Annotated in this window: 23 protein-coding genes and 2 riboswitches; of the genes, 13 read left to right on the top strand and 10 right to left on the bottom strand. The window is 74.2% G+C overall.

The window, feature by feature from the left end; all coding sequences use genetic code 11:
• Window positions 1–164 precede the first annotated feature (164 nt).
• Window positions 165–299, top strand: a riboswitch (FMN riboswitch).
• Between the two features lie 105 nt (window positions 300–404).
• From ribD to BJY28_RS15945, 11 genes are all read left to right on the top strand, one after another.
• Window positions 405–1,511 (top strand): bifunctional diaminohydroxyphosphoribosylaminopyrimidine deaminase/5-amino-6-(5-phosphoribosylamino)uracil reductase RibD, encoded by a 1,107-nt coding sequence (gene ribD, locus BJY28_RS00985; protein WP_343036892.1) that lies wholly within the window; start codon window positions 405–407, stop codon window positions 1,509–1,511.
• A 3-nt stretch (window positions 1,512–1,514) separates the two neighbouring features.
• Window positions 1,515–2,153 (top strand): riboflavin synthase, encoded by a 639-nt coding sequence (locus BJY28_RS00980; RefSeq protein WP_179461352.1) that lies wholly within the window; start codon window positions 1,515–1,517, stop codon window positions 2,151–2,153.
• Window positions 2,150–3,529 carry a bifunctional 3,4-dihydroxy-2-butanone-4-phosphate synthase/GTP cyclohydrolase II gene (locus tag BJY28_RS00975; protein ID WP_179461351.1) on the top strand — a complete coding sequence of 460 codons (1,380 nt, stop codon included), beginning with the start codon at window positions 2,150–2,152 and terminating at the stop codon, window positions 3,527–3,529. The genes BJY28_RS00980 and BJY28_RS00975 overlap by 4 nt, the downstream gene beginning before the upstream one ends.
• Window positions 3,526–4,002 carry a 6,7-dimethyl-8-ribityllumazine synthase gene (gene ribH, locus BJY28_RS00970; protein WP_179461350.1) on the top strand — a complete coding sequence of 159 codons (477 nt, stop codon included), beginning with the start codon at window positions 3,526–3,528 and terminating at the stop codon, window positions 4,000–4,002. Before BJY28_RS00975 ends, ribH begins: the two co-directional genes overlap by 4 nt.
• 108 nt (window positions 4,003–4,110) lie before the next feature.
• Window positions 4,111–5,271 carry a cell division protein PerM gene (locus BJY28_RS00965; RefSeq protein ID WP_246313473.1) on the top strand — a complete coding sequence of 387 codons (1,161 nt, stop codon included), beginning with the start codon at window positions 4,111–4,113 and terminating at the stop codon, window positions 5,269–5,271.
• Window positions 5,268–5,462 carry a hypothetical protein gene (locus tag BJY28_RS00960; protein ID WP_179461348.1) on the top strand — a complete coding sequence of 65 codons (195 nt, stop codon included), beginning with the start codon at window positions 5,268–5,270 and terminating at the stop codon, window positions 5,460–5,462. Before BJY28_RS00965 ends, BJY28_RS00960 begins: the two co-directional genes overlap by 4 nt.
• Entirely contained in the window at window positions 5,459–6,061 is a 603-nt protein-coding gene (gene purN / locus BJY28_RS00955; protein ID WP_179461347.1) for a phosphoribosylglycinamide formyltransferase, read from the top strand. The genes BJY28_RS00960 and purN overlap by 4 nt, the downstream gene beginning before the upstream one ends.
• A 39-nt stretch (window positions 6,062–6,100) precedes the next feature.
• A riboswitch (ZMP/ZTP riboswitch) is annotated at window positions 6,101–6,177 on the top strand.
• A gap of 30 nt (window positions 6,178–6,207) precedes the next feature.
• Complete coding sequence (gene purH, locus BJY28_RS00950; protein WP_179461346.1) at window positions 6,208–7,809, top strand: bifunctional phosphoribosylaminoimidazolecarboxamide formyltransferase/IMP cyclohydrolase; 1,602 nt, start codon at window positions 6,208–6,210, stop codon at window positions 7,807–7,809.
• Window positions 7,799–8,794: a DMT family transporter gene (locus BJY28_RS00945; protein ID WP_179461345.1), complete on the top strand. Its 996-nt coding sequence runs from the start codon at window positions 7,799–7,801 to the stop codon at window positions 8,792–8,794. Before purH ends, BJY28_RS00945 begins: the two co-directional genes overlap by 11 nt.
• Window positions 8,795–8,824: 30 nt before the next feature.
• Entirely contained in the window at window positions 8,825–9,694 is an 870-nt protein-coding gene (locus BJY28_RS00940) for a bifunctional methylenetetrahydrofolate dehydrogenase/methenyltetrahydrofolate cyclohydrolase (protein WP_179461344.1), read from the top strand.
• 14 nt (window positions 9,695–9,708) lie between these two features.
• Complete coding sequence (locus tag BJY28_RS15945) at window positions 9,709–10,017, top strand: DUF3017 domain-containing protein (RefSeq protein WP_179461343.1); 309 nt, start codon at window positions 9,709–9,711, stop codon at window positions 10,015–10,017.
• A 237-nt stretch (window positions 10,018–10,254) separates the two neighbouring features.
• Here the strand turns inward: BJY28_RS15945 and BJY28_RS00930 are convergent, their stop codons facing one another.
• From BJY28_RS00930 to BJY28_RS00895, 9 genes are all read right to left on the bottom strand, one after another.
• A complete protein-coding gene (locus BJY28_RS00930) occupies window positions 10,255–11,259 on the bottom strand; it encodes a hypothetical protein (protein WP_179461342.1) in 1,005 nt (334 codons plus the stop codon).
• 210 nt (window positions 11,260–11,469) lie between these two features.
• Window positions 11,470–12,462 (bottom strand): malate dehydrogenase, encoded by a 993-nt coding sequence (locus BJY28_RS00925; protein WP_179461341.1) that lies wholly within the window; start codon window positions 12,460–12,462, stop codon window positions 11,470–11,472.
• 98 nt (window positions 12,463–12,560) lie between these two features.
• Entirely contained in the window at window positions 12,561–13,178 is a 618-nt protein-coding gene (gene aqpZ / locus BJY28_RS00920) for an aquaporin Z (protein ID WP_425485691.1), read from the bottom strand.
• Complete coding sequence (locus tag BJY28_RS16995; RefSeq protein WP_425485690.1) at window positions 13,142–13,318, bottom strand: hypothetical protein; 177 nt, start codon at window positions 13,316–13,318, stop codon at window positions 13,142–13,144. The genes aqpZ and BJY28_RS16995 overlap by 37 nt, the downstream gene beginning before the upstream one ends.
• 138 nt (window positions 13,319–13,456) lie before the next feature.
• Window positions 13,457–14,293, bottom strand: a complete 837-nt coding sequence (locus tag BJY28_RS00915) for an anti-sigma factor (RefSeq protein WP_179461340.1) — start codon at window positions 14,291–14,293, stop codon at window positions 13,457–13,459.
• On the bottom strand, window positions 14,290–14,898 hold the full coding sequence (gene sigK / locus BJY28_RS00910; protein ID WP_179463860.1) for an ECF RNA polymerase sigma factor SigK: 609 nt from the start codon (window positions 14,896–14,898) through the stop codon (window positions 14,290–14,292). The genes BJY28_RS00915 and sigK overlap by 4 nt, the downstream gene beginning before the upstream one ends.
• A gap of 16 nt (window positions 14,899–14,914) precedes the next feature.
• Window positions 14,915–15,607, bottom strand: coding sequence for a fasciclin domain-containing protein (locus tag BJY28_RS00905; protein WP_179461339.1), 693 nt, complete (start codon window positions 15,605–15,607; stop codon window positions 14,915–14,917).
• 429 nt (window positions 15,608–16,036) lie between these two features.
• Window positions 16,037–17,566 carry a molybdopterin-dependent oxidoreductase gene (locus BJY28_RS00900; protein WP_179461338.1) on the bottom strand — a complete coding sequence of 510 codons (1,530 nt, stop codon included), beginning with the start codon at window positions 17,564–17,566 and terminating at the stop codon, window positions 16,037–16,039.
• A gap of 85 nt (window positions 17,567–17,651) precedes the next feature.
• Window positions 17,652–19,874 carry an NADP-dependent isocitrate dehydrogenase gene (locus BJY28_RS00895; RefSeq protein ID WP_179461337.1) on the bottom strand — a complete coding sequence of 741 codons (2,223 nt, stop codon included), beginning with the start codon at window positions 19,872–19,874 and terminating at the stop codon, window positions 17,652–17,654.
• Between the two features lie 106 nt (window positions 19,875–19,980).
• On the opposite strand from BJY28_RS00895, the gene trpS reads away from it, so the two are divergent.
• The gene (trpS, locus tag BJY28_RS00890) at window positions 19,981–21,003 is read left to right on the top strand and encodes a tryptophan--tRNA ligase (protein ID WP_425485689.1); all 1,023 of its coding nucleotides are present in this window, start codon (window positions 19,981–19,983) and stop codon (window positions 21,001–21,003) included.
• Entirely contained in the window at window positions 21,000–21,518 is a 519-nt protein-coding gene (locus BJY28_RS00885) for a 2'-5' RNA ligase family protein (RefSeq protein ID WP_179461336.1), read from the top strand. Before trpS ends, BJY28_RS00885 begins: the two co-directional genes overlap by 4 nt.
• Before the next feature lie 6 nt (window positions 21,519–21,524).
• Here the strand turns inward: BJY28_RS00885 and BJY28_RS00880 are convergent, their stop codons facing one another.
• Entirely contained in the window at window positions 21,525–22,034 is a 510-nt protein-coding gene (locus tag BJY28_RS00880; protein ID WP_179461335.1) for a MarR family winged helix-turn-helix transcriptional regulator, read from the bottom strand.
• Window positions 22,035–22,064 lie beyond the last annotated feature (30 nt).

Below are 22,064 nucleotides of genomic sequence, written 5' to 3'. Positions count from 1 at the left end.
AGGCGGCTCCTCTGGGCGTCACCTTCTGGCGCCACTCGCGGTAGCACCTCGTGCTTCACCCGGCGGCCCCGCCCGCGCCTGGCGCCCGGGTACGCGCAGGTGGTCGGTCTCACAGGTCTCGACCGTCCGCGGCAGGGGTATCCTGACCTGGTACCAGCAGATGTACGCGTGCTCCGGGGTCGGTGAAATTCCGAGCCGGCGGTGACAGTCCGCGAACCTCATCCCGCACGACGGGGCGAGGCCGAACCGGTGGAAATCCGGTACCGACGGTGAGAGTCCGGATGGGAGGCAGCACGCGACGGGCGGGTGCGCCTCGCGTGCGCCCCTGCTCGTCGTCCGACGGCTCGCGCCGTCGTGCCTCCGTCGACCCCGCTGACCGCGGTGAGGACGGACGGAGGCTCCGCGTGGAGGGCACCTGGGACGAGGCCGTGCGCCGCGCCTGCCGGCTCGCCGAGCGCGGGCTGGGCACGACCAGCCCCAACCCGGTCGTCGGCGCGGTGCTGCTCGCCCCCGACGGTCAGGTCGTCGGCGAGGGCTGGCACGAGCAGCACGGCGGACCGCACGCCGAGGTGATGGCCCTGCGCGACGCCGGCGAGCGGGCCCGCGACGCCACGGCGGTGGTCACCCTCGAACCGTGCCGGCACACCGGTCGGACCGGCCCGTGCACCCAGGCGCTGATCGACGCGGGCGTGACCCGGGTCGTCGTCGGCGTCGCCGACCCCAACCCCACGGCCGGCGGCGGCGCGGCGGACCTGCGTGCGGCCGGGGTCGAGGTGATCACCGAGCCCGGTGCCGCCGCCACCGCGGCCGCCGAGCACGTCAACCGCGCCTGGCTCACCGCGGTGCGCACCGGGCGCCCGCACGTCACCCTCAAGACGGCCAGCACCCTCGACGGCCGGGTGGCCGCCGCCGACGGCAGCAGCCGCTGGATCACCGGCCCCGACGCCCGCGCCGACGTGCACGCCCTGCGCGCCCGCAGCGACGCCGTCCTCGTCGGCGGCGGGACGCTGCGCGCCGACGACCCGCACCTGGCCGCCCGCGGCCCGGCGGTCCGGCGGCAGCCGCTGCGGGTGGTGCTCGATACCGGCGGCCGGATCGCCCCGGACGCCCGGGTCCTCGACGACAGCGCGCCCACCCTGGTCGTCGTCGCCGACGACCTCGACGCCGCGGCGCGGGAGCGCGTCCGCTCCGCGGGCGCCGAGCTGCTGGCGCTCCCGCGCGACGGCTCCGGTCTGGACCTGGTGGGGCTGCTGCACGCGCTGCACGAGCGCGGCAGCCGCGCGGTGCTGGTCGAGGGCGGCCCGACCCTGGCCGGGGCGATGGTCGCCCGGGGCCTCGTCGACGAGGTCGTCACCTACCTCGCGTCGGCGCTGCTCGGCGCCGGGCCGTCGGCCCTGGGGCCGGCCGGCATCACCACGATCTCCGAGGCGCTGCGCCTCACCCCCTTCGACGTCACGACGCTCGGCGACGACGTGCGGATCAGCGCACGGGTGCGCCGGGAGAGGAGCTGAGAGATGTTCACCGGCATCATCGAGGAGCTCGGCGAGGTGGTCGCCGTGGAGACGGCGGCCGACTCCGCCCGGCTCAGCCTGCGCGGCCCGCTGGTCATGCAGGGCGTCGTGCACGGCGCCAGCATCGCGGTGGACGGGGTCTGCCTGACCGTCGCCGACGAGCAGCCGGACGGGCCGGTCTTCACTGCTGACGTCATGGCCGAGACCCTGACGCGCTCCACCCTCGGCGGGCTGCGCCCCGGCGACCGGGTCAACCTGGAGCGGGCCGCGCCGGTCGCCGGTCGGCTGGACGGTCATCTCGTCCAGGGGCACGTCGACGGGGTCGGACGGATCGTCGCCCGCGAGCCGGGGGAGCGGTGGGAGACCGTCCGGGTCGGGCTGCCGCCCGCGCTGGCCCGGTACGTCGTGGAGAAGGGGTCGGTCGCCGTCGACGGCACCAGCCTCACCGTGACCGGGGTGAGCCCGGTCGGCGACCCGGAGCCCACCTTCGCCGTCGGTCTCGTGCCGACCACGCTGGAGCTGACCACGCTGGGCCGCAAGCAGGTCGGCGACCGGGTCAACCTCGAGGTGGACGTGCTCGCCAAGTACGTCGAGCGGCTGCTCTCCGCGCGGGAGCTGACCGACCGGGAGGGGGCGGCATGAGCGCCCGGACGCCCGCCGAGCAGCCCGTCCCGCTGGACCGGGTGGAGGACGCGCTCGCCGCGATCGCCGCCGGACGACCGGTGCTCGTCGTCGACGACGCCGACCGGGAGAACGAGGGCGACATCATCTTCGCGGCCGACGCCGCCACCCCCGAGCTCATGGGGATCACCGTGCGGCTCGGCAGCGGCGTGGTCTGCGTGGCGATGACCGGGGCCGACCTGGACCGGCTCGACCTGCCGCCGATGACCGCGGTCAACGAGGATGCCAAGGGCACCGCCTACACCGTCTCGGTCGACGCCCGCCACGGCGTGAGCACCGGGATCTCCGCCGCGGACCGGTCCCGCACCGCCCGGCTGCTGGCCGACCCGGCCACCGGCGCGGGGGACCTCGCCCGCCCGGGGCACGTCTTCCCGCTGCGGGCGCGCGAGGGCGGGGTGCTGGTGCGGCGCGGGCACACCGAGGCCGCGGTCGACCTGGCCCGGCTGGCCGGTCGCGCCCCGTCCGGGGTGATCTGCGAGGTGGTCCGGGACGACGGCCAGATGGCCCGGCTGCCGGAGCTGCGCGAGCTCGCCGACGAGCGTGGCTGGCCGTTGGTCTCCATCGACGACCTGGCCCGCCACCGCCGCCGCACCGAGATCCTCGTGCAGCGGGTGGTGACCACCTCGCTGCCGACGGACGCGGGTCGCTTCACCGCGGTCGGGTACCGCAGCCAGATGCCGGGGGACGCCGAGCAGGTCGCCCTGGTCCACGGCGACCTCGCCGCCGCCGACGAGGTCCTGGTGCGGGTGCACAGCGAGTGCCTCACCGGGGACGTCTTCGGCTCCCGCCGGTGCGACTGCGGCCCCCAGCTGGAGGCCGCGATGGCCGCGGTGGTGCAGGCCGGTGCCGGGGTGGTCGTCTACGCCCGCGGGCACGAGGGGCGGGGGATCGGCCTGGTCGACAAGCTGCGGGCCTACGCCGCGCAGGACACCGGCCAGGACACCGTGGATGCCAACACCGGGCTGGGGCTGCCCGCCGACGCCCGCGACTACACCCTGGCGGCGCACGTGCTGCGCGACCTCGGGGTCGGCCGGGTGCGCCTGCTGACGAACAACCCGGCGAAGGTGGCGGCGCTGCGCGAGCGCGGCATCGACGTGACCGAACGGGTGCCGGTGCCCAGCCGGGTCACCGACGAGAACGTCGGCTACCTGCGCACCAAGCAGCAGCGGCTGGGCCACGACCTGCCCTGGCTGGGTGCGTCCGAGAACCGGCCGGGACCGGCCACGGACGACCTGACCACGGACGACCTGACCACCGATGACCTGACCACGGACGACCTGACCACCGATGACCTGACCACGGACGACCTGACCACGCATGACGGAGGAGCACGATGAGCGGCCACGGATCCCCGACCACCCTCGCCCTCGACGGGGCCGCCGACCTGCGGGTCGCCGTCGTCGCGGCCTCCTGGCACACCGAGGTCATGGACGGCCTGCTCGCCGGGGCGCTGGCCGCGCTCACCGACGCCGGGACCCGCGACCCGCGGGTGGTCCGGGTGCCGGGCAGCTTCGAGCTGCCGGTCGTGGCGCGGGCGCTGGCGGCCGAGCACGACGCCGTGGTGGCCCTCGGCGTCGTCGTGCGTGGCGGCACCCCGCACTTCGACTACGTGTGCGCCGCGGCCACCGACGGGCTGAGCCAGGTGGCCCTGGAGACCGGGGTCCCGGTCGGCTTCGGCCTGCTCACCTGCGACACCGACGAGCAGGCCCTGGACCGGGCCGGGCTGCCCGGCTCGCGGGAGGACAAGGGCCGGGAGGCGGTCGAGGCCGCGCTGGCCACGGCGCTCACCCTGCGCGGCCTCGCCGGCTGATCGCTGCCGCAGGCCCGCGCCCGCCGTGGGTCGCGCGGGATCGCGGGCGCACCGGCCTGCCTCCCCGCCCAGGAGTGATCTCTCGGCGAGGATGAGCCGGTGACGGTCATGGAGCTCATCCGATCCGCCACCACGACTCCGGACGACGAGGGCGAGCAGGTCCACCGGCCGGAGCTGGTGGCGGCGCTCGGCGGCGCGGCGACCGCGCTCGCCGGCCTCGTGCTGGTGCTCGGGCTCGTCCTGCTCGGGGCCCTCGCGGTGCCCCGGGCCACGGCCAGCACCGGCGAGGGGGTCGGTGCCGGCGCCCTGACCTGGCTGCTGCTCGGTGGCGGCCGGGTCGCCGTCGGCTCCGGTCTCGTCGCGCTGACACCCCTGCTCGGGCTGCTCGCCCTGGTGGCGCTGGCCCGGTTCGGTGCCGCCCGCACCCCGCTGGCCGACGACCTGCGCAGCGCGGGCAGCTGGGTCGGCGGCTACGCGCTCGTCGGCGGGCTCGCCGTGCTGCTCGGGCTGCTGTCGCCGGCGAGCCCGGCCCCGCTCAGCCTGCCGCTGCCGCTGCTGGTCGTGCCGGTGCTCGGCCTGCTGTGGGCCCGCGGCCTGCCGGAGCGGGCCGCGGATCGATGGGAGCAGGCCCCGCTCGCGGTGCGCCGTGGGCTGGCCCCCGGCCTGCGGGGCGCGGCGGGCGGTCTGGCCATGGGCACCCTGCTGCTCGTCGTCGCCGTGCTCGTCCACCTCGGCCGGGTGGGGCAGGTCCACGGCGAGCTCGGCGCCGGCGTCTTCGGCGGCACCGTGCTCGTGCTGCTGCAGCTGGCCGCCGCTTCGAACCTCGGGCTGTGGGCGCTGTCCCTGGCCGCGGGCCCCGGCTTCTCGACCAGCGACGGGGCGCTGACCACCTGGGCGAGCGCGGAGTCCGGGGTGCTGCCGATGATCCCGGTGCTCGCCGCGCAGCCGCAGCCCGGCGACCTGCCCTGGATCACCCACCTGCTCGTGCTCCTGCCGGTCGCCCTCGGGGCCTGGGTGGCCCGGGCGGCGCTGCGCGAGGTGCCCCGGCTGGCCGCGGTGCGCACCAAGGCGGCGGCCGCCCTCGCCGGGGTGCTCGTCGCCGCGGTGGCGCTGGCCCTGCTCGACGCCGTCGGCGGCGGCTCCCTCGGTGGCGCCCGGCTGTCCGACATCGGCGCCCCGGCCGGCGCGCTCGCGCTCGCGCTCGCCGTCGAGATGGGCGTGGGCGCACTGCTCGTCGTCGCCCGCGACTGGTGGGTGCTGCGCCGATGAGCCGGATCGTCGTGCTCGTCGCCGCGGTGGCGCTGGCCCTGCTCGACGCCGTCGGCGGCGGCTCCCTCGGTGGCGCCCGGCTGTCCGACATCGGCGCCCCGGCCGGCGCGCTCGCGCTCGCGCTCGCCGTCGAGATGGGCGTGGGCGCACTGCTCGTCGTCGCCCGCGACTGGTGGGTGCTGCGCCGATGAGCCGGATCGTCGTGCTCGTCTCCGGGACCGGATCGCTGCTGCAGGCGCTGCTCGACGCCCAGGGTTCCGGGCAGCTGCCGGCCCAGGTCGTCGCGGTGGGCGCGGACCGCGCGGGCATCGCCGGGCTGGACCGGGCCGAGACGGCGGGGGTGCCCACCTTCGTGGCGCCGGTCGGCGACCACCCGGACCGGGCGGCCTGGGACCGCGCGCTGGCCGCGCAGGTCACCGCGCACCGCCCCGACCTGGTGATCACCGCCGGCTTCATGAAGATCCTCGGGCCGGCCACCCTGGCGACCGCCCCGGTGCTGAACACCCACCCCGCGCTGCTGCCGGCCTTCCCCGGGGCGCACGGGGTGCGCGACGCCCTCGCCTACGGGGTGAAGGTCACCGGCAGCACCGCCCACCTCGTCGACGAAGGCATGGACACCGGGCCGATCATCGACCAGCGCGTCGTGCCGATCGCCGAGGACGACACCGAGGACTCCCTGCACGAGCGGATCAAGGTCCTCGAGCGGGAGATGCTCGTCGAGGTCGCGGCCGACCTGCTGGTGCGGGGATTCACCGTCGACGGGCGCCGGGTCGTCCTCGGGCCGGCCTGACCGACGCCCGGATTGGGTGGGACCCGGCGAGGGCATATCCTGGCGGCACACGACTGGCGCAGGTGGGGCACCACCGGGGAGTGAGTCCGTGCGCATCGCCCGCCTGGGTGCGCCGACGTCCACCGACCTCGCAGGAGCTGCTCCCCGTGACCGACCGCCGCCCCGTCCGCCGCGCCCTCGTCTCCGTCTTCGACAAGTCCGGCCTGGAGGACCTGGTCCGTGGCCTCGCCGACGCCGGGGTGGAGCTGGTCTCCACCGGCGGCTCGGCCGCCACCATCGCCGGGCTGGGCCTTCCGGTGACGAAGGTGGAGGACCTCACCGGATTCCCCGAGTGCCTCGACGGCCGGGTGAAGACGCTGCACCCGCGGGTGCACGCCGGGCTGCTGGCCGACACCCGGCTGCCGGAGCACGTCGCCCAGCTCGACGAGCTGGGGGTCGCCCCCTTCGACCTCGTGGTCGTCAACCTCTACCCCTTCGCCGAGACCGTCGCCTCCGGCGCCGGCGTGCAGGACTGCATCGAGAAGATCGACATCGGCGGCCCGACGATGGTCCGTGCCGCCGCCAAGAACCACGCCAGCGTCGCCGTCGTCACCGACCCGGCGCGCTACGCCGAGGTGCTCGAGGCCGTCGCCGGCGGCGGCTTCACCCAGGCGCAGCGGGAGCGGCTGGCCACCGAGGCCTTCGGGCACACCGCGGCCTACGACGTCGCGGTCGCCGACTGGATGGCCGGGACGCTCGCCGACACCGGTGACGGCACCGGCTTCGACGCCCAGGTGGGCGGCACCTGGACCCGGCAGCAGGTGCTGCGCTACGGCGAGAACCCGCACCAGCGGGCGGCCCTCTACCGCGACGACAGCGGGACCGGCCTCGCCGCCGCCGAGCAGCTGCACGGCAAGGAGATGTCGTACAACAACTACGTCGACGCCGACGCCGCGGTCCGCGCCGCGCACGACCACGGCGACCAGCCGACGGTGGCGATCATCAAGCACGCCAACCCCTGCGGCATCGCCGTCGGCACCGACGTCGCCGACGCGCACCGCCGCGCGCACGCCTGCGACCCGGTGAGCGCCTTCGGCGGGATCATCGCGACCAACCGCCCGGTCACCCGGGCGATGGCCGAGACCGTCAAGGACATCTTCACCGAGGTCGTCGTCGCCCCGGCCTTCGACGACGACGCCCTCGAGGTGCTCACCGCCAAGAAGAACATCCGCCTGCTGACCTGCCCGCCGCCGGTCCGCGAGGGCGTCGAGACCCGGCCGGTGACCGGCGGGCTGCTCGTGCAGGAGCGCGACCTCGTCGACGCGGTGGTCCAGGAGACCCCGGACGACGCACCCACCGCCGGGCACGGCGACGACGCCGCCCGGTGGACGCTGGTGGCCGGGGAGGCCGCCGACGAGGCCACCCTCGCCGACCTGCAGATGGCCTGGCGGGCGGTCCGCGCGGTCCGCTCCAACGCCATCCTGCTGGCCAAGGACGGGGCCTCGGTCGGGATCGGGATGGGCCAGGTCAACCGGGTCGACTCCTGCCACCTCGCGGTGACCCGGGCCGGGCAGGAGCGGGCGAAGGGCGCGGTCGCCGCCTCCGACGCCTTCTTCCCCTTCGCCGACGGCCTGCAGGTGCTGCTCGACGCCGGCGTGCGGGCCGTGGTCGCCCCCGGCGGGTCGATGCGCGACGCCGAGGTGATCGAGGCTGCCAAGGAGGCGGGGGTGAGCCTGTACTTCACCGGGACCCGCCACTTTGCCCACTGAGCCCCGCGCCCGGGAGGGCTCCACGGTCCACCCGGGCGGCGGCGCCAGCACCACCGCGCCGGTCCTCGGCGCCGTCGTCGCGGGGGCGCTCATGGCCACCCAGAGCCGGATGAACGGGGAGATGTCCCGGATCACCGGCCAGCCCATCCAGACCGCGCTGTACAGCTTCGGCTCGGGGCTGCTCGTGCTCACCGTCCTCGTCCTCGTGCTGCCCTCGGTCCGGCGCGGCGTCGCCGACATCGGCCGGGCCTGGCGGGACGGCTCGCTGGCCGTGCGGCACTCCCTGGGCGGCCTCATCGGGGCGCTCTTCGTCGCCGTGCAGGCCTTCGCCGTGCCGGTGATCGGGGTGGCCCTCTTCACCGTGGCCTCCATCGCCGGGCAGACCGGCAACGCCCTGGCCGTCGACCGGCTCGGCATCGCCGGGGCGCCGCGGCGGCCGGTGCACCTCAGCCGGGTGCTGGCCGCCGGCCTCGCCCTGGCCGGTGTGGCGGTGGCGATGGCGCCGCGGATCGGCGGCGAGCTGGCGCTGGTGCCGGTGCTGCTGGCGATCCTCGTCGGTGGGGGACAGGCCGTGCAGCAGGCGACCAACGTCAAGGTCAACGCCGCCAGCCGGCGGCTCATCGCCACCACCTGGCTGAACTTCCTCACCGGTACCGCGCTGCTGGCCCTGCTCGCGCTGGGCGCGTGGGCGCTCGGCGACCTGGCCTGGACGTCCCTGGCCGGGGTGCCGTGGTGGGCCTTCCTCGGCGGCCTGCTGGGCATCGGCTTCATCGCCATCGCCGCCTGGGCGGTCAACCAGCTCGGCGTCTTCACCTACACCCTGCCGATGCTCACCGGCTTCCTCGGGACGGCGGTGCTGCTCGACCTGCTGCACCCCCAGGCCCGCGAGTCGGTCACCCCGCTGGTGCTGCTCGGGGTGGTCATCACCTTCGCCTCCGCGGTGCTCGCGGCGATGCTCGCCCGGCCGCGGCGACGTCCCGCGTGACGGGTCCGGCGTGATGGGAGGATGGCCCCCGTGACTGCGACGATCCTCGACGGCAAGGCGGCTCTGGCCGACATCAAGCGCGAGCTCACCGGCCGGGTGGCCGCGCTGCGCGAGCGGGGGGTCACCCCCGGGCTGGGCACGGTCCTGGTCGGCGACGACCCGGGCAGCCGCTGGTACGTCAACGCCAAGCACAAGGACTGCGCCGAGGTGGGCATCACGAGCATCCGCCGCGACCTGCCGGCGAGCAGCACCCTGCCCGAGGTGCTCGACGTGGTCCGCGGGCTCAACGAGGACCCGGCGTGCACCGGCTTCATCGTGCAGCAGCCGACCGGTCTCGACGAGTTCGCGATCCTCTCCGAGGTGGACCCCGACAAGGACGTCGACGGGCTGCACCCGACCAACCTCGGCTGGCTGGTGCTCGGCAAGGAGGCCCCGCTGCCGTGCACCCCGGTCGGCTGCCTCGACCTGCTGCGCCGCTACGACGTGCCGATCGCGGGTGCGCACGTGGCGATCGTCGGGCGCGGCATCACCGTCGGCCGCCCGCTCAGCCTCATCCTCACCCGGCGCAGCGAGAACGCGACCACCGTCGCCTGCCACACCGGCACCCGCGACCTGGCCGGTGAGGTCCGGCAGGCCGACATCGTCATCGCCGCCGCCGGGAAGCCGGGGATCATCACCAAGGACATGGTCAAGCCGGGCGCCGCGGTGCTGGACGTCGGGGTGAGCCGGGTGGTCGCCGAGGACGGACGCAGCCGGGTCGCCGGGGACGTGGCCGCCGACGTCGCCGAGGTGGCCGGCTGGGTCAGTCCCAACCCCGGCGGGGTCGGTCCGATGACCCGCGCGATGCTGCTGACCAACGTGGTCGAGGCCGCCGAGCGTCTCGCCGACGCCCAGGGCTGAGCGCGGGTCGCGGCGTGGAGATCGACGAGACCCCCACGGTCACGGTGGAGAGCCGCCCTCGGGTGGCTCGTGGCCTGGGTGCCTGGTGGCTCGTGGCCGCGCTGGTGCTCCTCGGGGTGGGTGTGGCGATCGACCGGATGCTGTGGGCCAGCGTCATCGTCAGCGGTGGCCTCGCCCTGGGTGCGCTGCTGCGGCTGACCCTGCCCGAGGAGCGGGCCGGAGGGCTGGTGGTCCGGGCCCGTGCCGTGGACGTCGCCACCCTGCTCGTGCTGGGGCTGGCGGTGCTCGTCTCCGGCCTGAGCCTCGACCTCACCCCGCGCTGATCCGAGAGCGGGCGCTGAACCGGGCCCAGGCGCTGCGGGCTACCACGCCGGGCCCCCTTCCCGGCTACCACGCAGGATGCGGCCACATCGCCGGCTACCACGCAGTAAGTGTCGTGATCACAGCACTTACTGCGTGGTAGCCCGGGCACGTCGGATCGGTGACCTGATCGGTGCCAGGCGGGATGACCGCACCGTGACGGGTGCGTCATCACAGCGTCACCCGACCGGCGAACCCCTTTACCGGTACCCGGACCAGGGGTAGACCTGGTGGTTGGAGGACGGGGGTCGTCCTCCGGGGGCGGGGGGATCTGCCCCCTTGATCAGCGGCGTTCTGTCCGCGGGGGTCGTGTGCCGTGACGGCACGAGGTATCGCCGGGGTCGGGTGGTCGCGCAGCACCGGGGAGGACCGATGTCCACGATCAAGAACGCCGCCATGTGCCTGGCCTGCGGGGTGATCGGGGTGGCCGGAGCCGGCGCCGCGACCGCCTCCGGGGCCGGGCAGGAGCAGGGCGGGCACGCCGACGGGAAGCCGAAGACCACGTCGACCTGGACCACGAGCAGCTGGCCCAGCTCGAGCACGTGGTCCAGCAGCACCTGGCCGAGCAGCAGCACCTGGTCCAGCACGACGAGCTGGCCCAGCAGCACCACGAGCACGCCCTGGACCTCGACGTCGACCACGCCGCCGTGGACGTCCACGACGACGACTCCGCCGAGCGAGCCGCCGACGTCGACGAGCACCACGACCACCCCGCCCTGGACGTCGACCACCACGACCACGCCGCCGCCGAGCGAGCCGCCCACCTCGACCACCACGACGACGACCACGCCACCGCCGTCGACCTCGACGACCCCGCCGCCGCCGAGCACGTCGACGACGCCTCCGCCGCCGAGCGAGCCCCCGCCGGAGACCTCGACGACCCCGCCGCCGCCGAGCACGTCGACGACGCCTCCGCCGCCGAGCGAGCCGCCGCCGGAGACCTCGACGACGCCTCCGCCGCCGGAGACCTCGACGACCCCGCCGCCGCCGTCCGGGGCGTCGACGCCCCCGCCGAGCGACCCTCCGGCCCCGGACGCCCCTGGTCCCTCGACTGCGATCGTCGTGCCCGGCCCGGCGGCCCCGGCCGCGGCGGTGCCCGAGGTGGCGGCAGCGCCGGGCGCCTCGACGCCGGGCGTCGTGCAGACCGACGACCCGGCGACGCAGGGTTCGCCCGCGGCCCTCGCCGCCGGTGGACTGGCGGGCATGGCCGGCTTCGGCCTGGTCCTGCTGGTGCGGCGCCTCCGGGAGCCGGCGCTGGTGCGGCGACGCCACTGAGCTGGTCGGTGCCGCGCGGGGGACGTGGCACCGCACAGCCAGCACGGCACCGTGAGCACGACGAAGGGGTCCGCACCAGCTGGTGCGGACCCCTTCGCTGTCCGGCGCGGGCGCCGGTCGGAGGCTCTGGCGGCTGTCGCTCAGCCGAGCAGGCCGAGCCCGGTGACGGCCGTGCGCTCCTCCTCGAGCTCGGCCACCGAGGCGTCGATCCGGCCGCGGGAGAAGTCGTCGATCTCCAGGCCCTGCACGATGCTCCAGGCGCCGTCGCTCACGGTCACCGGGAAGGAGCTGATCAGGCCCTCCGGGACGCCGTAGGAGCCGTCCGAGCAGACCGACATCGAGACCCAGTCGCCGTCCGGGGTGCCCTGCGCCCAGTCACGGACGTGATCGACGGTGGCGCTGGCCGCGGAGGCCGCCGAGGACGCGCCGCGGGCCTCGATGATCGCGGCGCCGCGCTTGGCCACGGTCGGGATGAAGGTCTCCTCGAGCCACTGCTGGTCGCCGACCGCCTCGGCGGCGTTGCGCCCGCCCACCTCGGCGTGGAAGAGGTCCGGGTACTGGGTGGCCGAGTGGTTGCCCCAGATCGTCATCTTGCGGATCTCGGTGACCGGCACCGACAGCTTCGACGAGAGCTGGCTGATCGCCCGGTTGTGGTCCAGGCGGGTCAGCGCGGCGAAGCGCTCCGCGGGGATGTCCGGGGCGTTGCTCATCGCGATGAGCGCGTTGGTGTTGGCCGGGTTGCCGGTGACGGTCACCCGGACGTCGTCCGCGGCGACCTTGTTCAGCGCCTTGCCCTGCGGGGCGAAGATGCCGCCGTTGGCCTCCAGCAGGTCGCCGCGCTCCATGCCGGGGCCGCGGGGGCGGGCACCGACGAGCAGGGCGTGGTTGACGCCGTCGAAGACCTGCTCCGGGTCGTCGCCGATCTCGACCGACGACAGCGTCGGGAAGGCGCAGTCGTCGAGCTCCATGACGACGCCCTCGAGGGCCTTGAGGGCGGGGGTGATCTCGAGCAGCCGCAGCTCGACCGGGGTGTCCGGGCCGAAGAGGGAGCCGCTGGCGATACGGAAGAGCAGGCTGTAGCCGATCTGGCCGGCGGCGCCGGTGACGGCGACCTTGACGGGAGTGGTGCTCACTGGGACTTCTACCCCTTCGCGACGGGTGTGCAGGTGGTCGTCCCCGACTCTAGCCGCCACCGCCGCCCCGGTCGTCGCCGCCGGGGCTGCGAGGCCGCTCAGCGGGCGGCGACCTCGCCCTCGATGTCCTCGTCCGCGCGGTGCTCGCCGGTGATCACCGCGTAGGTGGCGCCGGCGATCAGCGCGCCGACGATCGGCGCCACCCAGAAGGCCCACAGCTGGCCGGCGGCGCCGTCCTGGAAGAAGGCGACGGCGGTGGAGCGGGCCGGGTTGACCGAGGTGTTGCTGATCGGGATGGAGATGAGGTGGATCAGGGTCAGCCCGAGGCCGATGGCGATCGGGGCGAAGCCGACCGGGGCGCGACCGTCGGTGGCGCCGAGGATGATGTAGAGGAAGAAGGCGGTGAGCACGACCTCGGTGAGCAGCACCGCGGCGAGGGTGTACCCGCCGGGCGAGCTGTCTCCGTAGCCGTTGGCGGCGAAGCCGGCCGCGGCGTCGAAGCCCTCCTTGCCGCCGGCGATGACGTAGAGGACGACCCCGGCCAGCAGGCCGGCGACCACCTGGGTGCCGATGTAGGCCGGCACGTCCTTCCACGGGAAGCGACGGCCCGCGGCGACGCCGAGGGTGACCGCCGGGTTGAAGTGACCGCCGGAGACGTGGCCGACGGCGTAGGCCATCGTCAGGACGGTGAGGCCGAAGGCGAGCGCGACGCCCACGAAGCCGATCCGAGGCCGGTGTCGGTGCCGTCGACGACGTGCTGGGCGGCGAAGATCGCGCTGCCGCAGCCGCCGAGGACGAGCCAGAAGGTGCCGAGGGCCTCGGCGCCGAGACGGTGGGCGAGGGGCGGGGTGCCCATGAGCGAAGAGTCCTCCGGTGGGAGCAGTGGGTCAAGGCGAGGACGCTGCCGCGTGTCGGGCGCGCTGCTCCGGACCGGTGTGGCTCTGGTCACACCGGTGTCGTCAGGGAAGCGGGTCCGCCGCTCAGGGCTCGATGCTCAGAGCTCGATGAGCGCGACCGGCTCGGTGGTCGGCTCGGTGGAGCCCCCGTCCGGCTCCACCGTCACCCCGACCCCGGTCATCCCGGTGGCGTCCCCGGAGAGCACCGTCGGGGTGCCGTCGACGGGGATCATCGACGACGGGTGCATCGCGCCCTGGTCGTCCTGCATCCACGCCTGGTAGCCGTGATCCTCGTCGGTGTCCGGCAGGTCGTGGCCGACCACCGCCATCTGGCCCAGCGACTCGCTGCGGACCAGGGTGATCGTGCCGCCGCCGGAGACCTCGGTCGCGGACTCCGTGGCGTCCGGGGCGTCCAGGACGCGCTGGGCCAGCGTGGTCTGCTCGACGGTGTCCTCGTCCTGGACCGCCTGCCAGGCGACGCCTCCGCCGAGGACCAGCGCCGCGGCCGCCGCGAGGGCGGCCACCACGGTCCGTGCCCGGGGGCGCAGCCGGGTGACCGGGGCGGCCTCGTCGTCGGGCCCGACGGGCTGCGCGACGTCGTCCTCGCCCCCTTCGTCGTCGGGGCCGGCGTCCACCGGGCCGACCGTGGGATCCGTCGGCGGGGTGCCCGCCAGGGGCTCCCGGGCGGTGCTGCCACGCGGCAGCGGCGGGTCCTGGCGGGTGGTGCGGGCGTCGGCGAGCACCCGATCGCGCAGCGACGGCGGGGGCGCCACCTCGTCGCCCGCGGCGAGCAGCGGGGTGACCTCGGCGAAGGAGGCGACCTCGTCGCGGCAGGCCGCGCAGACGCGGAGGTGCTCCTCGAAGGCGGTCCGCTCGTCGGCGTCGAGAGCGTCCAGCGCGTAGGCGCCGGAGAGGCTGTGCAGGTCCGGGCTCATGAGGTCACCCCCAGGGCGTCTCGTAGTCGGATGAGGCCGTCCCGGATCCGCGTCTTCGCGGTGCCGAGCGGCAGGTCGAGCAGGGTGGCCACCTCGGTGTGGGTGTAGCCGCCGAGGTAGGCGAGGGTGACCGCCTGGCGCTGCGGGTCGGTGAGGTCCTGCAGCGCCCGGGTCACCCGGGCCGACTCCAGCCGGGTGGTGGCGGTCTCGGCGGTGGCGTCGTAGGCCGGCGCCTGGTGGGTGGCCTGGTAGTGCTCCTCGCGGTCGCTGGCCGCCTGCGCGGACCGGACCCGGTCCACCGCTCGACGGTGGGCGATGGTCAGCATCCAGGACAGCGCGCTGCCGCGATCGGGATCGAAGCGGGTGGCCGTGCGCCAGATGTCGAGGTACACCTCCTGGGTGACCTCCTCGGACTGGGCCGGGTTGCGCAGCACCCGCACGATCAGCCCGTGCAGCCGCGGCGCGGTGAGGTCGTAGAGCTCGGCGAAGGCCTGCTCGTCACCGGTGGCCACCTGGCGCAGCAGCGTGGTCAGCTGCTGGGCCTGCCCGCGGGCAGCGTCGACCGACTCACGTGATCCGGTCGACGCTGCCTCCACGGGGTCCATCATGCGGCCGATCGGCTCACATCTCCGGCATCAGCACGCCGTCGATGATGTAGACGGTCGCGTTGGCGGTCTGCACGTTGCCGCAGACCACGCTGGCCTCGCCCACGGTGAACTCCTCACCCTCACCCTCGACGGTGATGGTGTCGCCGGCCAGCGTCTCGTGCTCGCCGGCCAGGTTCTCGGGGGTGAGCTCGCCCTCGACGACGTGGTGGGTGAGCACGTCGGTGAGCACGCCGCTCGGGTCGGCCATGGCGCTGTCCAGGGTCTCCTGGTCCATCGCCTCGAAGGCGTCGTTGGTCGGCGCGAAGACCGTGATCCCGTCGGCGCTGTTCAGGGTGTCGACGAGGTCGGCCTCCTTGACGGCGCTGACCAGGGTGGAGAGGTCGTCGTTGTTGCCGGCCGCGGTCGCCACCGGGTCCTGGGCCATGCCCTCGAAGGAGCCGGCGCCGCTCTCCGGCACGCCCTCGCAGCCGGGGCCGAAGGGCTCGCCACCGGCCATCGCGCTGCCGCTGCTCTCGGAGCTGCTGTCCTCGGACATGCTCTCGTCCGAGCTGCTGTCCTCGGAGCCCATGTCCGACGAGCTGGTCTCGGAGGCGCTGGTCGAGGTGTCCTCGCTGCCCGAGCTGGTGTCGTCCGAGCCGCAGGCGGCCAGGCCGAGCGGGAGCGCGGCGATCGCCGCGACGGCGGTGGTGCGGGTGATGCGTCGCATGAGAGGTCCTCTCTCGTCTGGGTGCGTCTGACACGGGGTGTTCGGCGCCGGTCCCGATCCGGATGGGACCGGATCTGCCTCGATCTCGGAACGCCCGCATCCACCCCCTTCTCCGCAACTGCCCCGGCACGCTCCGAAGGGATGCGCAACTGCCCGGGCAGTTGCGCACCACCGCAGTAATTTGCCCGGGCAGTTGCGGGGAACCCGAATTTGCCCGGGCAGTTGCGCTGGGTGAGCGGCATTTGCCCGGGCAGTTGCGCGTCACCCCAGTAATTTGCCCGGGCAGTTGCGCTGGGTGAGCGGCATTTGCCCGGGCAGTTGCGCACCACCGCGAGCTACCACGCAGTAAGTGCTGTGATCACAGCACTTACTGCGTGGTAGCCGGAGGTCGTGGGTGACGCGTGGGTGGGGTGGGGATGGGGAAGGGGGTCAGGAGACGGTGACGATGATCCGGTGCTGGCCGGTGGCGCCGGAGGGGAAGGGCTCGGCGCGATCGGTGGTCTGGGTCTCGCCGTCGGCGTCGGTGGCCCGCACGGTGAGCTCGTGCCGGCCGGAGGTCGCCTCCCAGGGCAGGTACCACTGACGCCAGTAGTCGATACCGGCATCCGGGCCCAGGGTGGCTCGCTGCCACTCACCGTCGTCCACCCGCACCTCGACGCGGGTGATGCCGCGCCCCTGCGCCCAGGCCACGCCGCCGACGATCCGCCGTCCGGGCTCGAGGGTGTCCAGCGCCGCCGGGGTGTCGATCCGCGCCTGGGTGTGCACCGGGGCGTCGATCGCCCAGTCCCGGTCGGTCCAGTAGGCGCTCTCGGCGGCATAGGTCGTCACGGTCATCCGCGTGAGCCACTTCGTCGAGCCGACGAAGCCGAAGAGCCGCGGCGTCACCAGCCGCACCGGGAAGCCGTGCTGCGCCGGCAGCGGCTCGCCGTTCATCCCCACCGCGACCAGCGCGTCCCGGTCGTCGGTGAGCGCCTGCAGCGGGGTCGAGATCGTCATCCCGTCGTCGGAGGTGCTGAGCACCTGGTCCGGCCCGGAGCGCACCCCGGCCCGCTCCAGCAGCACCCGGGTGGGCACACCCAGCCACCGCGCCGCCCCGACGTAGGGGCCGCCCACCGGGTTGGAGACGCAGGTCATCGTGATGTCCCGCTCGACCATGTCCATCGCGAGCAGCTCGTCGAAGGTGAGCGTGAAGGGGTTGTCCACGTCGCCGTCGATCGTCAGCGTCCAGCTCTCCGGGTCGACCCGCGGGACGGTCAGGGCGGTGTCGATCCGGTAGAAGCTCGTGCTCGGCGTGCGGAAGGAGGAGATGCCGGGGTAGCTCGACTCCACCCCCTTCGGCAGGGGCGGCAGCGTCTCGGCCGGGTCCGGAAGCGCGACCGTCGGGGTGGCCCGGCGACGCTGCACGACCTCGCCGGCGCCGCCGAGGGCGGTGGCGGCCAGCCCGACGCCGCCCACGGCGAGCAGGCCGCGCCGGGTGGGCTGTCCCGGCTGTGCCGGCTCTCCCGGGCGCCAGGCGCGGGCGAGCCCGCTCAGCGTGGCCAGGCCGACCACGGCCGCGACCAGCGCGGGCAGCGGGGCCAGCACCCCGGCGGCCGGCGCGGCCAGCGCGGCCGCCCCGGCGAGCACGGTCAGCGCCAGCAGCAGCCCGTAGCCGAGCAGCGGCCGCCGGGTGTGCAGCACCCCGGCGCCCGCCGCGAGCAGCAGCGTGACCAGGGCCACCGAGCCGATGAGGATCGGCTTGTCGGCGGTGCCGAAGGTGGCCACCGCCCATTCCTTCACCGGGGTCGGCGTCGCGTCGATGACCTGCGAGCCCACGGCGAGCACCGGCGATGCGGCCGGCTCGGTGAGCGCGGCCACCAGGTGCGCGGCGGCGGTGCCCAGGCCGGCGGCCAGGAGTCCGCGCACCGCCCCGACCCAGAGCGGCGTGCGGCGGGCGTGGGCAGGCTGGTCACCGGTCATGACAGTGCTTCGGTGCCGCGCGCCATCCGGATCCCGCCCGCCCCGACCGTCCGGCGGGGAGGGCGGGCCGGCTCGGCGACGAGGGTCAGACGGCGTCGATGATCGCGTTCAGCGTGGGGCTGGGGCGCATCGCCGCGGCGGCCTTCTCCGGGTCCGGCCGGAAGTAGCCGCCGAGGTCGACCGGCTGGCCCTGGGCGCCGATGAGCTCCTCGTTGATCGTGGCCTCGTTCTCGCGCAGGTCCGTGGCCACCGAGGCGAAGCGCTCGGCCAGCTCGGCGTCCTGGGTCTGCGCCGCCAGCGCCTCGGCCCAGTAGAGCGCGAGGTAGTAGTGGCTGCCGCGGTTGTCGATGCTGCCCAGCTTCCGCGAGGGCGACTTGTTCTCCTCGAGGAAGGTGGCGATCGCCTGGTCGAGGGTGTCCGCCAGCACCTGGGCCTTGGGGTTGTCGAAGGTCGCCGCCAGGTGCTCCAGCGAGGCGCCCAGCGCGGAGAACTCGCCGAGGCTGTCCCAGCGCAGGTAGTCCTCGGTGACGAACTGCTGCACGTGCTTGGGCGCCGACCCGCCGGCACCGGTCTCGAAGAGCCCGCCGCCGGCCAGCAGCGGCACGATGGAGAGCATCTTGGCGCTGGTGCCCAGCTCGAGGATCGGGAAGAGGTCGGTGAGGTAGTCGCGCAGCACGTTGCCGGTGACCGAGATGGCGTCCTCGCCGCGGCGGATCCGCTCCAGGCAGTAGGTGATCGCCTCGACCGGGGCCTTGATGACGATCTCCAGACCGTCGGTGTCGTGCTCGGGCAGGTACTGCTCGACCTTGGCGATGATGTTCCGGTCGTGCGCGCGCTGCTCGTCGAGGTAGAAGACCGCCGGCGCCCCGGTGGCCCGGGCGCGGCTGACCGCCAGGCCCACCCAGTCGCGGACCGGGACGTCCTTGACCCGGCTCATCCGCCAGATGTCGCCGGCCTCGACCTGGTGCTCCATGAGCGTCTCGCCGCCGGAGGTGGTGACCCGCACGGTGCCGGCGGACGGCACGACGAAGGTGGTCGGGTGCGAGCCGTACTCCTCGGCCTTCTGCGCCATCAGGCCGACGTTGGGCACCGAGCCGATGGTGGCCGGGTCGAGGGCGCCGTTCTTCTTGTGCTCCTCGATGACCGCCTGGTACATCGGCCCGTAGGAGCGGTCGGGGATCATCGCCAGCGTCTCCTGCTGGGCGTCGTCGGCGTTCCACATCTGGCCCGAGTCGCGGATGACGACCGGCATGGAGGCGTCGATGATGACGTCGCTGGGCACGTGCAGGTTGGTGATGCCCTTGCTGGAGTCGACCATCGCCAGCGCGGGGCGGGCGGCGAAGACGGCGTCGATGTCGTCGCGGATCTGCTGCTGCGTCTCGGCCGGCAGCGACTCGATGCCGCTGTAGAGCCAGCCCAGGCCCTGGTTCGGGTTGACCCCGGCCTCGCGGAAGGCGTCGGCGTGGGTGTCCATGACCTCGCCCAGCCAGACCGAGACGGCGTGACCGAAGAGGACCGGGTCGGACACCTTCATCATCGTCGCCTTGAGGTGCAGCGAGAGCAGCAGGTCCTCGGACTTCGCGGCCTCGATCTGCGCGGCGTAGAAGGCGCGCAGCGCGGTGACCGACATGAAGGTGCCGTCGACGATCTCGCCGGCCTGGACCGCGATCCCGTCCTTGAGCACCGTCTCGCCGCCGTCGGCGGCGTGCATGGTGATGCTCAGCTCGTCCGCTGTGTCCATGACCACGGACTGCTCGTTGCCGTAGAAGTCGCCCTCGCTCATCGAGACGACCCGGGCCTTGTTGTCGGCGCTCCACGGGCCGAGCCGGTGCGGGTGCTTCTTCGTGAAGTTCTTCACCGAGGCGGGCGCGCGACGGTCCGAGTTCCCCTCGCGCAGCACCGGGTTCACCGCGGAGCCGAGGACGTTCGCGTAGCGGGCGTTGACCTCCCGCTCCTCGTCGGTCGACGGCTCGGCGGGGTAGTCGGGGATGTCGTAGCCCTGCCCCTGCAGCTCGGTGATCGCCGCCCGCAGCTGCGGCACCGAGGCCGAGATGTTCGGCAGCTTGATGATGTTGGCCTCCGGCGAGGTGGCCAGCTCGCCGAGCCGGGCCAGGTTGTCCTCGACCCGCTGCTCCGCCGTCAGCCGCTCCGGGAACTGGGCGAGGATGCGGCCGGAGAGCGAGATGTCGCTGGTGGTGACGTCGACGCCGGCACTGCCGGTGTAGGCCTCGACGATCGGCAGCAGCGAGTAGCTCGCCAGCGCCGGTGCCTCGTCGATCTGGGTCCACACGATCTGCGGGTCGGACATCAATGACCTCCATGGTCGGCTCGGGGGTGCGCACCGCCGCGGGGCGCCGGGGCGCGCAGCTGGTGCCAGTCTTTCACGCCGGGGGCGTGCTGACATGATGGGATCCATGTCCGACCAGCCCACCGGCGCACCCCGGATCCTGTCCGGGATGCAGCCGACCAGCGACTCCCTGCACCTCGGCAACTACCTCGGGGCGCTGGTCAACTGGGTGAGCCTGCAGGACGACTTCGACGCCTACTACTTCGTCGCCGACCTGCACTCGCTGACCGTCCCCACCGACCCGCAGGTGCTGCGCGAGCGCACCCGGGTCACCGCGGCCCAGTTCATCGCCGGCGGCGTCGACCCGCAGCGCTCGGCGGTCTTCTGCCAGAGCCACGTCGCCGAGCACGCCGAGCTGGGCTGGGTGATGAACTGCCTGACCGCCTTCGGCGAGGCCAGCCGGATGACCCAGTTCAAGGACAAGACGGCCAAGGGGCAGAACGCCAACGTCGGCCTCTTCACCTACCCGATGCTCATGGCCGCCGACATCCTGCTCTACGACGCGGCCTACGTGCCGGTGGGGGAGGACCAGCGCCAGCACCTGGAGGTCACCCGCGACCTGGCCGAGCGCTTCAACACCCGCTTCGGCGAGGCGCTGGTGGTGCCCCAGCCGTACATCGTCAAGGGCTCGGCGAAGGTGATGGACCTGCAGGAGCCGACCGCGAAGATGAGCAAGTCGACCTCGGGCCCGAAGGGCCTGATCGACCTCATGCAGGACCCCTCGAAGATCGCCAAGAACATCCGCTCCGCGGTCACCGACACCGACGGCGAGGTGCGCTACGACGTCGAGGCCAAGCCGGGCGTCTCCAACCTGCTGGTCATCCACTCGGTGCTCTCCGGCACCCGGGTCGAGGAGCTGGAGCGGGCCTTCGCCGGGCGCGGCTACGGCGACCTCAAGAAGGAGGTCGCCGAGGTCGTGGTCACCGCGGTCGAGCCCTTCCAGGCGCGGATGCGCGAGCTGCTGGACGACCCGGCCGAGCTGGACCGGGTGCTGGCCATGGGGGCCGAGCGCGCCCAGGAGGTCGCCCGGGCGACGATGGAGCGGGTCCGCCAGCGGGTCGGCCTGCTGCCGGCGGTGCCGCCGGCATGACCGTGCACGGTGTGGCCGTGGCCATCCCCGAGCCGTGGGGGGAGATGCTGCAGGCGGCTCGGGAGCGGGTCGGCGACCCGATGGCCCGGGCGATCCCGCCGCACGTCACGCTGCTGCCGCCGACGGACATCCCGGACCCGGCCCTGCCGGTCTTCCGCACCCACCTGGAGCACGTGGTGGCGCGGCACGCCCCCTTCACCATGCAGCTGCGCGGCACCGGGACCTTCCGCCCGGTCAGCCCGGTCGTCTTCGTCCAGGTGGCCCAGGGCATCCCCAGCTGCGAGATGCTCGAGCAGGCGGTGCGCGCCGGGCCGGTGCACCGGGAGCTGGAGTTCCCCTACCACCCGCACGTCACGGTGGCCCACGCCCTGCCGGAGCCGGCCCTGGACGAGGCCTTCGCCGGGCTGGCGACGTTCGACGCGGTCTTCGAGGTGACCCAGATCCACCTCTACGACCACGGGCCGGACGAGGTCTGGCGGCCGCAGCACAGCTTCACGCTGACCGGGTCGGCCTGACCCGGGTCAGCCTGGTTCCTCGGCTGCCCCGGCCGGCGCCTGGGTGAGGTGACCCTCGGGGTCGAGGCTGGCCAGGATCGCGGCCATCGCCGTCGAGACCTGCTGCAGCTGCACGTCGGTGAGCACGTCGACGACGTGCTCACGGACCGTGGCCACGTGGTCCGGGGCGGCCGCGACGACCGTCTGCCAGCCGGCCTCGGTGAGCACCGCGTCGGTGGCCCGACGATCCGCCTCGCTGGGGCGGCGCTGCACCAGCCCGCGCTCGTCGAGGCGGCGCACCACGTGGCTCAGCCGCGGCAGGCTGGCGTTGGTGCGGCGGGCCAGCCAGGACATCTGCAGGGTCCGGTCCGGGCTCTCCGAGAGCATCGCCAGCACCTGGTACTCGAAGTGGGTCAGCCCGGAGACGCGTCGCAGCCGGGCGTCCAGCGTGGCCGGCAGGATCTCGGTGACGGCCACCAGGCGCAGCCAGGCCTGCATCTGCCGCTCGTCCAGCCAGCGCTCCTCCACGGCGGTCATCTTAGGCAGCCGACGGGAGCGCGGGCAGTG

The organism is Janibacter alkaliphilus (assembly GCF_013408565.1).
GTDB classification, from domain to species: domain Bacteria; phylum Actinomycetota; class Actinomycetes; order Actinomycetales; family Dermatophilaceae; genus Janibacter; species Janibacter alkaliphilus.
Note: the sequence above shows the minus strand (reverse complement) of the source record. Positions and strands in the feature narration are given on the sequence as shown.